This window comes from Streptococcus sp. 3109, from assembly GCF_013276905.1.
Classification (GTDB): domain Bacteria; phylum Bacillota; class Bacilli; order Lactobacillales; family Streptococcaceae; genus Streptococcus.
Map to the genome: position 1 here is coordinate 186,547 of NZ_VMLY01000004.1, position 14,505 is coordinate 201,051.

Below are 14,505 nucleotides of genomic sequence, written 5' to 3' on the forward strand. Positions count from 1 at the left end.
TTAGAAAAGAAAGTGTAAAAATAGGGATTTTTCGCTTGTTGAAATCGGTTACTGTATGGTATACTTGACTCATGAATGTAACAGATGGTTGTTACTAGAAAGAAAAAAGAGGACATTAACATGGTTGTTAAAACAGTTGTTGAAGCACAAGATATTTTTGACAAAGCTTGGGAAGGCTTCAAAGGCGTAGATTGGAAAGAAAAAGCAAGTGTATCACGCTTCGTACAAGCTAACTACACACCTTACGATGGAGATGAAAGCTTCCTCGCAGGACCAACAGAACGTTCACTTCACATCAAAAAAATTGTAGAAGAAACTAAGGCTCACTACGAAGAAACTCGTTTCCCAATGGACACTCGTCCAACATCTATTGCTGACATTCCAGCAGGATTTATCGATAAAGAAAACGAAGTTATCTTCGGTATCCAAAACGATGAACTCTTCAAATTGAACTTCATGCCAAAAGGTGGTATCCGTATGGCTGAAACTACTTTGAAAGAAAATGGATACGAACCAGATCCAGCTGTTCACGAAATCTTTACTAAATACGTAACAACAGTTAACGACGGTATCTTCCGTGCCTACACTTCAAACATCCGTCGCGCTCGTCACGCTCACACTGTAACTGGTCTTCCAGATGCATACTCACGCGGACGTATCATTGGTGTTTACGCACGTCTTGCTCTTTACGGTGCAGACTACTTGATGCAAGAAAAAGTAAACGACTGGAATGCAATCGAAGAAATCGATGAAGAAACAATCCGTCTTCGTGAAGAAATCAACCTTCAATACCAAGCATTGCAACAAGTTGTTCGCTTGGGTGACCTTTACGGAGTTGATGTTCGCAAACCAGCGATGAACGTTAAAGAAGCAATCCAATGGGTTAACATCGCCTTCATGTCTGTCTGCCGTGTTATCAACGGTGCTGCAACATCTCTTGGACGTGTGCCAATCGTATTGGACATCTTTGCAGAACGTGACCTTGCTCGTGGTACATTTACTGAATCAGAAATCCAAGAATTCGTTGATGATTTCGTTATGAAACTTCGTACAGTTAAATTTGCTCGTACAAAAGCTTATGATCAATTGTACTCAGGTGACCCAACATTCATTACAACTTCTATGGCTGGTATGGGTAACGACGGTCGTCACCGTGTTACTAAGATGGACTACCGTTTCTTGAACACACTTGACAACATCGGTAACTCTCCAGAACCAAACTTGACAGTTCTTTGGACTGATAAATTGCCATACAACTTCCGTCGCTACTGTATGCACATGAGCCACAAACACTCTTCTATCCAATACGAAGGTGTAACAACAATGGCTAAAGACGGATATGGTGAAATGAGCTGTATTTCATGCTGTGTGTCTCCACTTGACCCAGAAAATGAAGAGCAACGCCACAACATCCAGTACTTCGGTGCGCGTGTAAACGTATTGAAAGCCCTTCTTACTGGTTTGAACGGTGGTTACGACGATGTTCACAAAGACTACAAAGTATTTGACATTGAACCAATCCGTGACGAAGTTCTTGAATTTGAATCAGTTAAAGCTAACTTTGAAAAATCTCTTGACTGGTTGACTGACACTTACGTAGATGCTTTGAACATCATCCACTACATGACTGATAAGTACAACTACGAAGCTGTTCAAATGGCCTTCTTGCCAACTAAACAACGTGCAAACATGGGATTCGGTATCTGTGGATTTGCTAACACTGTTGATACATTGTCAGCTATCAAATACGCTACAGTTAAACCAATCCGTGATGAAAATGGCTACATCTACGATTACGAAACAATCGGTGAATACCCACGTTGGGGTGAAGATGACCCACGTTCAAACGAATTGGCAGAATGGTTGATCGAAGCTTACACTACTCGTCTACGTAGCCACAAACTTTATAAAGACGCAGAAGCTACTGTATCACTTTTGACAATCACATCTAACGTTGCTTACTCTAAACAAACTGGTAACTCACCAGTCCACAAAGGTGTATACCTCAACGAAGATGGTTCTGTGAACTTGTCTAAACTTGAATTCTTCTCACCAGGTGCTAACCCATCTAACAAAGCTAAAGGTGGATGGTTGCAAAACTTGAACTCACTTTCTAGCCTTGACTTTAGTTATGCAGCTGATGGTATCTCATTGACTACACAAGTATCACCTCGCGCTCTTGGTAAGACTCGTGACGAACAAGTTGATAACTTGGTAACAATCCTTGATGGTTACTTCGAAAACGGTGGACAACACGTTAACTTGAACGTTATGGACTTGAACGATGTTTACGAAAAGATCATGTCAGGCGAAGACGTTATCGTACGTATCTCTGGATACTGTGTAAACACTAAATACCTCACTCCAGAACAAAAAACTGAATTGACACAACGTGTCTTCCACGAAGTTCTTTCAATGGATGATGCCTTGGATGCATTGAGCTAATCAAGTTTTTGAATAATGAAAAGGAACCCTCGGTCAATCGACTGAGGGTTTTGTGCTTGGGATAGTGTGAGCAATTCCTTCGGCGCAATATGCAATGTTTTTGGGAAGGAATAGTGGACCGAATCTGAAATATAATAGATTGAAACTAGAATAGTACACCTTTATTTCTAAAACATTGTTAGAAATCGATTTGACTGTCCTGATCGATTGGTCCTATTCTTATTTTATTTTACTATAGTCCGCTGAAACGGCTCAAACAGTGCTAGAAATTGACTGGAATTCTCTAAGCGATTTGTTCAGATTTTATTTCATTTCATCATAAAAACAAGACGACTGGCTAATTGACAATCATCTTGTTTTATACTGTTAATAAAATTCGCGAAGTTTATCTTGATTTTCTTTAAAAAATTTTTCTAACCAATCCATACCATAAGCATAACTAAAGCCTTCTAATAGAACAGAGAGGTCAATAGTATCAAATCCCATGTCTTTTAAATATTTAAAGGTATCGAATGGTGAATGAAAGTTTTTGTATTTAATAATTGCACCAATATCTTTCAAATCCTGCTCTCTGATACTCATCATCTTCATTCCTAACACATACTCAATAGGGACTACTAAAACAGTCAGATTCTCAAATGAGTACAAGGATTCACATAAACTTAAGGGAGGTTGTTTGTTCATATTTGCAACATGATTGTTGAGCCATAACTCTTCGTGGGTGTTAAGATTAAACTGTTTTCCTACACGAGCAATAATTTCATTGATTTTCTGATTTTGGTCATAAAAAGCATCAACATCTTGTGTGGCACGTAAACCATGATATTCTAAGACATAACCACCGACACAGATAATTGTTAAAGTCAGATTTTCCCGAATTAATTCCTTATTTAGGGCTTGGAAGACCGGTTTCATTTTATCCATGCTTGTATTTCTCCATCAATTTTTGAACATTGGTTAACTTAGCAGGTTTATTTAATGAAATCACATATTTATGAGTTGGAGTATGCTCTTGAAAGGCATACTTCAAGCTAATTTTTTGAAAATGAGTTAGTTCTTTGGAGTCTAGCAACTTTTCTACATCTTGGTTTGTTAAATAAGAATAGTCTTCAAAAATAACTTTTCGCAAATAGCGAAACCAATGGCTTGCGTTGAATTGTGATTGTTTGGATGCCTGTATCATATAATCGTACCAATCCATTGTCTTCCTCCTATGAAATTTAGTTTATCTTATTGTAGTTTATATTTAAAAATGTAGTTTTTCTTAATTAGCTCGTATTAGAAAAGAGTGTTTAGAATGCAAAATGAACCTTTTTTCTTATCCAAAAACCTTACTAAAGTATATAATTTAGGAAGTCAATTCTGTATGATAATGTTTGTACTATCGTCGAGTTTTTGCTTGATTGCCTAACGAGATAAATTTTAGAAGAATTTTCGGTGTGATTTGACAAGCTTCTGACTGGAAGGATAGTTACACTAGTATTGTTTATTAAAATGAGGAGATAGAGAAAATTTGGAATCCATTTGCTTATTATCAATCGTTTTTTTAGCTTATTTGTCTTAGAATGGTATAGAACTGATTTATGGATTGATCCTCTTGTATCTTATCCTGTTCCTAAATATGTTGGTAGAAAAATGAAGCAGTTGTTACGAGTGTCTGTATTGGGAAAAATTTTATCTATACAATTCTTTAAATGATATGAAGGCTAGGAATGCCAAAACACTGACATATTTCGTTTGAATCTCATCCGATCCCTTTACTTGTATTTGTAGAAATGCTATCAGTAATATATTCGCGAACACTATGATTTATAACAGTGTGGTCGTACATCTTTGTAACTTTATTATACAACAACCATTTACAGGTGTAAAGTTGAGCAGTGTCTTTAGTAAATTTAGGGACTTGTTTTGTCACAGTTTTGATACCTGTATTCGTTGTTTTATGAGCATTTAACGTTTCTTTTCATGTAGGCATTTCAATAATTAGAATGATATTTTTCCGAGGATGAACTTATATATTGTGACTTTTTAGAGTTACGATGTTTCTTGATCTGACTACCGCTATCAATTTCATCTATTTTTACAGTTTCATGCAACATAGCGAGAAGGCGGTTTCCTATATGGAAGTCGTCTTGTTTTCATATTGTCTAAAACGAGATATTTACTACAGGTTATAGTTGATTTAAACAGGTCTATAGATTTCTAATATATTAAGGTGAAATAATATCTTGTAATACATTGCTATGTTCTATGAAAAAAGCGACGATAGCTAATGCACAAGCTCCTATACTTCCACGATGTTTGTTGTAAGGTAAAATTTCAATTTCTATATTACGAGTAAAGGGAACAAAGTGGAGTTGATCTTGGATTTTATCCCTGACTTCATGAGTGAAAGGTTGATAATTAAGCAATTGACTGTTGATATAGATTTTATCAGCAGGATTGATGAGGAGAAGATTTGCAATAGAAGTGGCCAATAAATTGACTCCTTTATCAATTTGTTGACGTAAAGCGGAGTCGCCTAAGTTGTAAGCTGTTAAAAGGGTATCTAAATGAATGTCTTTTTCAGTCTTTACAAGGCTTTTTAGTACAGTTAGTTGAGAATTTTTAAATAATAATTGGGCATGTTTGATTAACCAAGCATCCGAAATATATGTTTGTAAACAACCTTTTTTTCCGCATTCACAATATTGCCCATTCAATTCGACAATGGTGTGTCCAATTTCTCCGATATAAGGATTTTTAGAGGCTCCTATTTTTTCTTTTGTGAAAAAGGAAGTGTAAATACCTAATCCAGCGTGTAGGAAAATAAAGTTATCGGGGGTATTGTGTGGATTAAAAAGGTATTGTCCTATAGCCATACAATCGATATTATTTTTTACAATAAAAGGAAAATTGAAATCTTTAATTACATTTAATAAATTAAAAGATTCCCATATGGGGTTGTTTGTAATGATGCTTCCGGAGTCTTTGTTATAATGTCCAGGTATTGATAAGCCAAATCCAAGTAATTTTGTTTCCAAAGGGACATACTTTGTAGCTGTTTTTATCATATTGGTAATGGTGGAATTGATTTCTGAAATAGGATAATCTTCATTCAAAATTTCTGTCTCGAAAAGATTTTTCCCTTGTAAGTCACATAGACTGAGAAAGATACCTAGGACGTTTATTTCAATACCTCCAACAACATATGGGATATTATCTGTAATAGAAATAGTTTTTCTCCGTCTTCCAGATCCGGAAAACTCGCTAAATTCATCACCAGTTTCGTATATGAGGGACTGTTCACTTAGCTCTTTGATGATGTTAGTCGTTGTTGCTGGAGTAAGTCCTGTTTCATTAACAATATCTGTACGAGATGTTGCTGGATTTCGATATAGAAACTCCAGTATAGTGGCTCTATTTTGTAAAAAGGCTGATTGTTTTGTAATCATTTGTTTCCTCCTTTGGTTTATTTTATATTAAACATAAGAAAAAATCAATTAAAATTATTATTCTATACAAAGAAAAAAATATTGTAAAAACAGCAAAAAAACATATTGACAACGCTTTCTGTTAGTGGTATATTTAATTTATAAAAAATAAAAAAAGGAGTTCTGGTGATGAACAATATTTTAACGTTTTTAGAAACGAAAGTCGCTCCGTTTGGTGAAAAAGTTGGCAACCAACGGCATTTGAAAGCTATTCGTGAAGGATTTATGATGGCAATGCCTTTGATTTTAGTCGGCTCTTTATTTCTTATTCTAATCAGTTGGCCTCAAGAGGCTTTTACAAATTGGCTGAATAGTGTTGGATTGCTAAGTATCTTGACAACTATGAATCAGTCAACAGTAGCGATTATTTCCTTGGTCGCTTGTTTCGGTATTGCCTACAGGTTGTCGGAAGGATATGGTACAGATGGTCCGTCTGCAGGGATTATAGCCTTATCTAGTTTTGTATTGATGGCACCTCGTTTTTCAAGTATGGTTTATGATAAAAATGGGGAGCAGGTCAAGCAGTTATTTGGCGGCGCAATACCATTTTCTAGCCTGAATGCATCTTCGTTGTTTATGGCGATTACTATTGGATTGGTTACAGCGGAGATTTATCGTATGTTTATCCAGCGCGGAATTACGATAAAAATGCCAAGTGGTGTCCCAGATGTAGTAAGTAAATCATTTTCAGCTCTTTTACCTGGTTTTACTACTTTTGTTTTGTGGGCTCTGGTCTTAAAAGGTCTTGAAGCGGCAGGAGTTGCAGGAGGTCTCAACGGACTTTTAGGTGCAATTGTTGGAACACCGCTTAAGTTAATTGCAGGAACGCTTCCAGGTATGATTCTATGTGTTATTGTAAACTCATTCTTTTGGTTCTGTGGAGTTAATGGGGGACAAGTTTTAAATGCTTTTGTAGACCCAGTTTGGTTACAATTTACTACAGAAAACCAAGAAGCTGTGGCTGCAGGACAAACCCTACAACACATTATTACATTACCGTTTAAAGATTTATTTGTATTTATTGGTGGCGGTGGAGCGACTATTGGTCTTGCAATTTGTCTCTTCCTATTTAGTAAGAGTCGTGCGAATAAAACATTAGGTAAGCTAGCTATTATACCGTCTATCTTTAATATCAATACAGCTATTCTATTTACGTTTCCAACGGTTTTAAATCCGATTATGCTGATTCCGTTTATTGCTACTCCTACAATCAATGCCTTAATTACCTATGTATCAATGGCTGTAGGATTAGTACCTTATACAACAGGTGTAATCCTTCCGTGGACAATGCCACCGATCATAGGAGGATTCCTTGCGACAGGGGCTAGTTGGCGAGGAGCTCTATTACAAGTTGTTTTGATTTTGGTTTCTGTGGCAATTTATTATCCATTCTTCAAAATTGCAGATAAACGCAATCTTGAAAAAGAAAAAGCTACTGTTGGAGGGAAATAAGATGGTTATCAGAGTATTTGATCAACAGAAAAATACTTATTCTAGCTTTGCCTTAGAGGAATTAAGTTACTATATGAATCGGGTCTTTAAGACTGACATAGAACTTGTCGAGGAGAAGGAAGCGGATATTTTTGTAGGATTAGTCAATAAAGAGGATGGAAAAGACCATATTTTCATCTCATTAAATAAGGGTAAGGGGAGAATTGAGTCCAATACAATTGTAGGTTTACTTATTGGAATTTACCGAATGTTTCATGAATTTGGGGTTGTGTATACTAGACCAGGGCGCGGACATGACTTTGTTCCAGAGCTACGATTTGAAGATTTTTTAGATAAAGAGCTATCTATAGATGAAACAGCCAGTTACTATCATAGGGGAGTATGTATAGAGGGAGCGGATTCATTTGAAAATATACTAGATTTCATTGATTGGCTACCTAAGATTGGGATGAACAGTTTTTTCATCCAGTTTGAAAATCCTTACTCTTTTTTGAAACGTTGGTATGAACATGAGTTTAATCCATATCTAAATAAAGAACAATTTTCAAATGAATTAGTACAAGAATTGAGTGATAGGTTGGATAAAGAATTGCAAAAAAGAGGTCTTATTCATCATCGTGTTGGTCATGGATGGACAGGTGAAGTTTTAGGTTACTCTTCAAAATTTGGCTGGGAATCAGGTCTTAGTATTTCAGAGGAGAAGAAACCCTATGTCGCTGAAATAAACGGGAAACGAGAATTGTTTAATACGGCTCCGATTTTAACCAGCCTGGATTTTTCAAATCCAGATGTAGCTGATAAGATGGTAGAAATTATCAAGGATTATGCCAAGAAAAGACCTGATGTGAACTACTTACATGTATGGTTGTCGGATGCTCGTAATAATATTTGTGAATGCGAAAACTGTAGACAAGAATTGGTTTCGGATCAGTATATTCGTATTCTCAATCAATTGGATAGGGCTTTAACGAGTGAGGGATTAGATACAAAGATTTGTTTTCTGCTTTACCATGAGTTGTTATGGGCACCTCAGAAAGAAAAATTAGATAATCCTGAACGCTTTACCATGATGTTTGCACCGATTACAAGAACATTTGAAATGAGTTATGCAGATGTATATTTTGACAATTCCATACCTACGCCTAAACCTTATCTGCGTAATAAAATTATACTTCCGAATTCTCTTGAGGAAAATTTATCTTATCTTTTTGAGTGGCAAAAAACATTTAAAGGAGATAGTTTCGTATATGACTATCCTTTAGGGCGTGCTCATTATGGCGATTTAGGCTATATGAAAATTAGTCAAACTATTTACAAAGATGTATCTTATCTTTCAAACCTACATTTGAACGGGTACATTTCGTGTCAAGAATTACGTGCCGGATTCCCTCATAATTTTCCTAATTATGTTATGGGGCAAATGCTCTGGAAGAAGACAAGAAGTTATGAAGAATTGATTGAAGAATACTTTTCTGCTTTGTATGGGTCAAATTGGCAGTCTGTTGTTGAATATTTAGAAAAATTATCTAGTTATTCCTCATGTGATTATTTTAATGCAATTGGCAGCCGTCAAAATGATGTTTTAGCGAATCATTATTATATAGCTTACAATCTAGCTGATAATTTTTTACCAATTATTGAGGAAAATATTTCTAAGTTATTAAATAGTCAAAAGGATGAATGGAAACAGCTCAGTTATCATCGTGAATATGTTGTTAAGATGGCGAAGGCTTTATATCTTCAAGCAACTGGAAAAACAAGGCAAGCTCAAGATGAATGGAGAAATGTGTTGAATTATATCCGTGGGCACGAATTACTATTCCAATCTAATTTGGATGTTTATCGTGTAATTGAAGTAGCAAAAAATTACGCTGGTTTCCACTTATAAATCATAAGTATAGAAAATGAACTAAGGTATTCAGAGAAGATTGATCCTAAATATTATGAAATTTAAGGATTTTTAAGATATTTAGGGTCAACTTTCTATTTGTATCGTAGCGAAGTCATTTTAATAATGATGTGTAAAAGATGGATCAAGATTGAGGAGGAAGAAAGATGAAATCAAAAGAAGAAATAAATATGCTTGGTTTTACAATTGTCGCTTACGCAGGAGATGCAAGGTCAGATTTGATGGATGCTTTGGCGTTTGCGAGAGATGGATATTTTGAACAGGCAAGAGAATTGGTTGAGTCTGCAAACGACTCAATAGTGTCTGCCCATCGAGAACAGACTAATTTATTAGCGGAGGAGGCATCTGGAGATAATTTTGAAGTGAGTTTTATCATGATTCATGGTCAAGATACCTTGATGACAACGATGCTATTGTATGATCAGGTCAAGTTTTTTATTGATGAATATGAACGAATTCGAAAGATTGAAGAACACATTGGCTTGCAATGAGGATCGGTTATGGAAAATTTACAGGTTAATGCCCTACCAAAAGAGTTTTTATTAGGAGCAGCCACCGCTGCTTACCAAGTAGAGGGTGCAACTAGGGTAGATGGCAAAGGAATAAATATGTGGGATGTTTATTTGCAAGAAAATAGTCCGTTCTTACCAGATCCAGCTAGTGATTTTTATCATCGTTACGAAGAAGATATAGCCTTGGCGGCAGAACATGGTTTACAGGCTTTGCGCTTATCTATTTCTTGGGTTCGCATATTTCCTGATATAGATGGGGAGCCTAATATATTGGCTGTTCAGTATTACCATAGAGTATTTCAGTCCTGCTTAAAACATAATGTGATTCCGTTTGTTTCTTTACATCATTTTGATTCGCCTCAGAAAATGTTAGAAACAGGGGATTGGTTGAATAGAGGGAATATTGATCGTTTCATACGATATGCTCGCTTTTGTTTTCAAGAATTTACAGAAATCAAACATTGGTTTACAATCAATGAACTGATGTCTCTTGCTGCAGGTCAATATATAGGAGGTCAGTTTCCTCCAAATCACCATTTTCAATTATCTGAAGCAATTCAAGCGAATCATAATATGTTGTTGGCGCATGCTCGTGCAGTCCTCGAATTTCATCAATTAGGAATTGAGGGAGAGATAGGTTGTATTCATGCTTTAAAACCAGGCTATTCTATTGATGGGAAAAAAGAAAATATTTTAGCAGCTAAACGGTATGATGTTTATAATAATAAGTTTCTATTAGATGGAACTTTTTTGGGGTACTACAGTGATGACACGCTTTTCCACTTGAATCAAATATTGGAAGCTAATAATTCTAGCTTTATTATTGAAGATGGTGATTTAGAAATTATGAAAAGAGCTGCACCTCTTAATACGATGTTTGGGATGAATTATTATCGTTCAGAATTTATTCGTGAATACGAAGGTAAAAATAGACAAGAATTTAATTCAACAGGAATAAAAGGACAGTCTTCTTTTAAATTAAATGCTCTAGGTGAATTTGTAAAAAAGCCTGGTATTCCGACAACAGATTGGGATTGGAATATTTATCCTCAAGGGTTATTTGATATGTTGCTTCGTATCAAAGAAGAATATCCTCAACATCCGGTCATTTATTTAACTGAAAATGGTACAGCCCTTAAAGAGGTTAAGCCAGAGGGCGAGAATGATATTATTGATGACAGTAAGAGAATCCGTTATATTGAGCAACATTTACACAAAGTTTTAGAGGCTCGAAATAGGGGAGTCAATATTCAAGGCTATTTTATATGGTCTTTGCAAGATCAATTTTCTTGGGCGAATGGCTACAATAAGCGATATGGTCTTTTCTTTGTTGATTATGAAACACAGAAGAGATATATTAAGAAAAGTGCTCTTTGGGTAAAAGGGCTAAAACGGAATTAAGGTTAGCGATTTGAATGATGTTTAATATGTTTTAAATATGAGGTTGAATTTTTTATAGGAGGAGTTTTATGGATAAGCTAGTCGCTGCCATTGAAAAACAACAAGGGAAATTTGAAAAAATTTCTACTAATAATTATATGATGGCTATTAAAGATGGATTCATTGCTACTATGCCTTTAATTATGTTTTCAAGCTTTTTGATGATTATTATTATGATTCCTAAAAATTTCGGAGTAGAGTTACCGAGTCCAGCTATTGCCTGGATGAGGAAAGTATATATGCTAACCATGGGAGTTTTGGGTGTTATTGTTTCAGGGACAGTTGCAAAGTCATTGGCTGGAAATGTTAATAGAAAAATGCCTCCTGGAAAGGTAATAAATGATACTTCTGCAATGTTGGCGGCCATATGTAGTTATCTGGTATTAACTGTAACGCTTGTAGTTGATGAGAAGACGGGATCTACAAGTTTGTCGACAAACTATTTAGGATCTCAAGGATTGATAACTTCGTTTGTCAGTGCCTTTATTACTGTAAATGTTTACCGATTCTGTATTAAGCGAGACATTACTATTTATTTACCTAAGGAAGTTCCTGGGGCTATATCACAAGCTTTTAGAGATATTTTTCCTTTTTCTTTTATTTTACTTATTAGTGGTTTGTTAGATATTGTATCTCGGTTTAGTTTAGATGTTCCTTTTGCCCAAGTATTTCAACAACTATTGACCCCTATTTTTAAGGGAGCAGAATCATATCCTGCTATGATGTTGATTTGGTTTATGTGTGCTTTGCTTTGGTTTGTTGGAATTCATGGACCATCTATTGTCTTACCTGCTGTTACAGCTTTACAACTAAGCAATATGGAAGAGAATGCTCAACTCCTTGCAAATGGGCAGTTCCCTTATCATTCTTTAACACCTAATTTCGGGAATTATATCGCTGCTATCGGAGGAACGGGGGCTACCTTTGTTGTACCATTTATTTTGATTTTCTTTATGCGGTCTAAACAATTAAAATCGGTAGGTAAAGCTACAATTACTCCTGTTTTATTTGCGGTAAATGAACCTCTTCTATTTGGTATGCCTGTTATTTTGAATCCCTATCTTTTTGTCCCTTTTTTGATGACTCCACCAGTGAATGTATTTCTAGGAAAGGTCTTTATTGATTTCTTTGGAATGAATGGATTTTATATCCAGTTACCTTGGGCCTTTCCTGGACCCTTGGGATTGTTAATTGGAACGAATTTTCAACCTATCTCCTTTGTATTTTTATTTTTGATTTTAGTTGTCGACATATTGATTTATTTGCCATTCTGTAGAGCGTATGATAGACAGTTACTGATGAAAGAAGATGTTGCAAGTTCAAATGATATTATTTTAGAGGAGGATACAAGTGAAATAATGCCTGGTGAGTTAGATGAAATAAAAAGTAAGGAGTTGAAAGTACTGGTTCTTTGTGCAGGATCTGGAACAAGTGCGCAATTAGCCAATGCAATTAACGAGGGCGCTCAATTAGCAGAAGTTAGAGTGATTGCGAATTCAGGAGCGTACGGAGCTCACTATGATATTATGGGTGTTTATGATTTGATCATTCTGGCTCCACAAGTTCGGAGTTATTATAGAGAGATGAAGGTGGATGCAGAAAGATTAGGTATTCAGATAGTTGCTACCAGAGGAATGGAATATATTCATTTAACAAAGAATCCAAGTAAAGCCTTACAATTTGTATTGGAGCATTACCAAGCTGTGTAGTAAGTTTTTCCATCTTTTATTTGAGTAAGGACTTTGCTTACAGACAGGCTTGGATTTAAAAACGTTCCCCCTTTTTAATATAAAAATCCCTCTTTCACAATTGTAAAAAGAGGGATTTTGTATTTTATCTCTTAGACCAAGTTCTCTTCATAAAGAGAAGTAAGATAGGATAAATCTCCAAGCGCCCTGCAATCATTGCAAAGGAGAGGAGGATTTTTGAGATAGGGCTAAAGATTGAGAAACTAGAAGTGGTTCCTAGGATAGGTCCGATATTATTGAAACAGCTAAAGACAGCGCTGGTCACAACCAGAAAATCATTGCTATCTAGGCTGACAATGAAGATAAGCGCTAGCAAAATCATAGAATAGATGACAAAGTACTTGAGAATCTTATGCTGGGTATCTTTGTCAATCACCGTTTTATTAACATGGAGGGTCAAAACACGGTGGGGCGATAGGATTGACAAAATTTGGTTTTTGGCAATTTTTGAAAGGATGAGGCCTCGAATAATCTTGAGTCCACCTGCAGTTGATCCAGCAGAGCCACCGATTACCATGAGGAAGAGGAGGATAAACTGGGAGAAGAGGGGCCAGTTGGTAATATCTCCGTATCCAAAACCAGTTGTTGTAATGATGTTGGAAACCTGGAAGAAGGCCATTTCAAAGCTTTTTGAAAATCCTGGGTAGAGATAGAGGGTATTGAGGCTAATCAATCCTGTAGAAAGCAGTACAATGACCAAGTAAGCACGAAGTTCCTCGTCACCAAAGAAGGCTTTGACGCGACGGAGCATGAGGTAGTAGTAGAGGTTGAAATTCACCCCAAACACCAGAACTCCGATACTAACCAGATAGGTAATCAATGAGCTGCCATAGTGAGCAATTCCGTCGTTATAGACGGTAAATCCTCCTGTACCTGCTGTTCCCATGGCAATGACAAAACTATCAAATAGGGGCATACCAGCTAGATAATAGATGATGACAAAGAGGGAGAAGAGAGCTAGATAAAGGAGATAGAGAATCTGGGCAGTATTTTTGAGTTTGGATACAACCTTACCGAAGACGGGACCAGGAACCTCAGCCTTCATCACTTCTAGGTGGCTATTTTTGGCATTGTCCATAATAGCAAGTGCAAAAACAAGCACTCCCATCCCTCCAATCAAGTGGGTAAAACTTCGCCAGAAGAGGAGGGAACGACTGAGGACCGAAACGTCGTTCAGAATAGTTGCTCCGGTAGTTGTAAAGCCAGAACTGATCTCAAAAAAGGCATCTATAACACTGGGAATTTGTCTAGCAAAGACAAAGGGGAGACCGCCAAAGAAAGACCAAAGGATCCAACAGAGGGCCACAATTAAGACTCCCTCCTTGGCATAAATCCGTTGATTTTTTGGCTTTTGTAAAATTCCTGAACCGCCTAGTAATACGAGAATCCCAATGGTCGAAAAGAGGGCTGTAAAGACTTGGCTCGATTCACGGTAATAGACAGCGACAGACACAGGAACCAAGAGGAGAACAGCTTCAATCAAAAGTAACTTTGAAAGGAGGTAACGAATCATACTTTTATTCATT

General features: G+C 36.3%; 10 protein-coding genes. 6 read left to right on the forward strand and 4 right to left on the reverse strand.

The genetic code is table 11. The features are described 5' to 3' along the window. Window positions 1-120: 120 nt before the first annotated feature. On the forward strand, window positions 121-2,445 hold the full coding sequence (gene pflB / locus HT698_RS03195; RefSeq protein ID WP_000260631.1) for a formate C-acetyltransferase: 2,325 nt from the start codon (window positions 121-123) through the stop codon (window positions 2,443-2,445). 366 nt (window positions 2,446-2,811) lie between these two features. Here the strand turns inward: pflB and HT698_RS03200 are convergent, their stop codons facing one another. From HT698_RS03200 to HT698_RS03210, 3 genes are all read right to left on the reverse strand, one after another. Beyond that, window positions 2,812-3,369 (reverse strand): DUF6036 family nucleotidyltransferase, encoded by a 558-nt coding sequence (locus HT698_RS03200; RefSeq protein ID WP_173217915.1) that lies wholly within the window; start codon window positions 3,367-3,369, stop codon window positions 2,812-2,814. Then, window positions 3,362-3,646 carry a hypothetical protein gene (locus tag HT698_RS03205; RefSeq protein WP_050259685.1) on the reverse strand — a complete coding sequence of 95 codons (285 nt, stop codon included), beginning with the start codon at window positions 3,644-3,646 and terminating at the stop codon, window positions 3,362-3,364. The genes HT698_RS03200 and HT698_RS03205 overlap by 8 nt, the downstream gene beginning before the upstream one ends. A gap of 1,009 nt (window positions 3,647-4,655) precedes the next feature. Then, window positions 4,656-5,879 carry an ROK family transcriptional regulator gene (locus tag HT698_RS03210; protein WP_173217913.1) on the reverse strand — a complete coding sequence of 408 codons (1,224 nt, stop codon included), beginning with the start codon at window positions 5,877-5,879 and terminating at the stop codon, window positions 4,656-4,658. A 168-nt stretch (window positions 5,880-6,047) separates the two neighbouring features. On the opposite strand from HT698_RS03210, the gene HT698_RS03215 reads away from it, so the two are divergent. The 5 genes from HT698_RS03215 (at window position 6,048) to HT698_RS03235 (ending at window position 12,940) form a co-directional block, all read left to right on the forward strand. After that, window positions 6,048-7,370, forward strand: coding sequence for a PTS sugar transporter subunit IIC (locus tag HT698_RS03215; RefSeq protein WP_050090535.1), 1,323 nt, complete (start codon window positions 6,048-6,050; stop codon window positions 7,368-7,370). Between the two features lies 1 nt (window position 7,371). Then, complete coding sequence (locus HT698_RS03220) at window positions 7,372-9,258, forward strand: DUF4838 domain-containing protein (protein WP_173217911.1); 1,887 nt, start codon at window positions 7,372-7,374, stop codon at window positions 9,256-9,258. Window positions 9,259-9,425: 167 nt separating this feature from the next. Then, window positions 9,426-9,770 carry a PTS lactose/cellobiose transporter subunit IIA gene (locus tag HT698_RS03225; protein ID WP_000836780.1) on the forward strand — a complete coding sequence of 115 codons (345 nt, stop codon included), beginning with the start codon at window positions 9,426-9,428 and terminating at the stop codon, window positions 9,768-9,770. Between the two features lie 9 nt (window positions 9,771-9,779). Then, the gene (lacG, locus tag HT698_RS03230) at window positions 9,780-11,192 is read left to right on the forward strand and encodes a 6-phospho-beta-galactosidase (RefSeq protein ID WP_173217909.1); all 1,413 of its coding nucleotides are present in this window, start codon (window positions 9,780-9,782) and stop codon (window positions 11,190-11,192) included. A gap of 68 nt (window positions 11,193-11,260) precedes the next feature. Further along, entirely contained in the window at window positions 11,261-12,940 is a 1,680-nt protein-coding gene (locus HT698_RS03235; RefSeq protein WP_173217907.1) for a PTS transporter subunit EIIC, read from the forward strand. Window positions 12,941-13,064: 124 nt separating this feature from the next. On the opposite strand, the gene HT698_RS03240 is transcribed toward HT698_RS03235, so the two are convergent. Further along, window positions 13,065-14,504: a TrkH family potassium uptake protein gene (locus tag HT698_RS03240; RefSeq protein ID WP_173217906.1), complete on the reverse strand. Its 1,440-nt coding sequence runs from the start codon at window positions 14,502-14,504 to the stop codon at window positions 13,065-13,067. Window position 14,505: the final 1 nt, after the last annotated feature.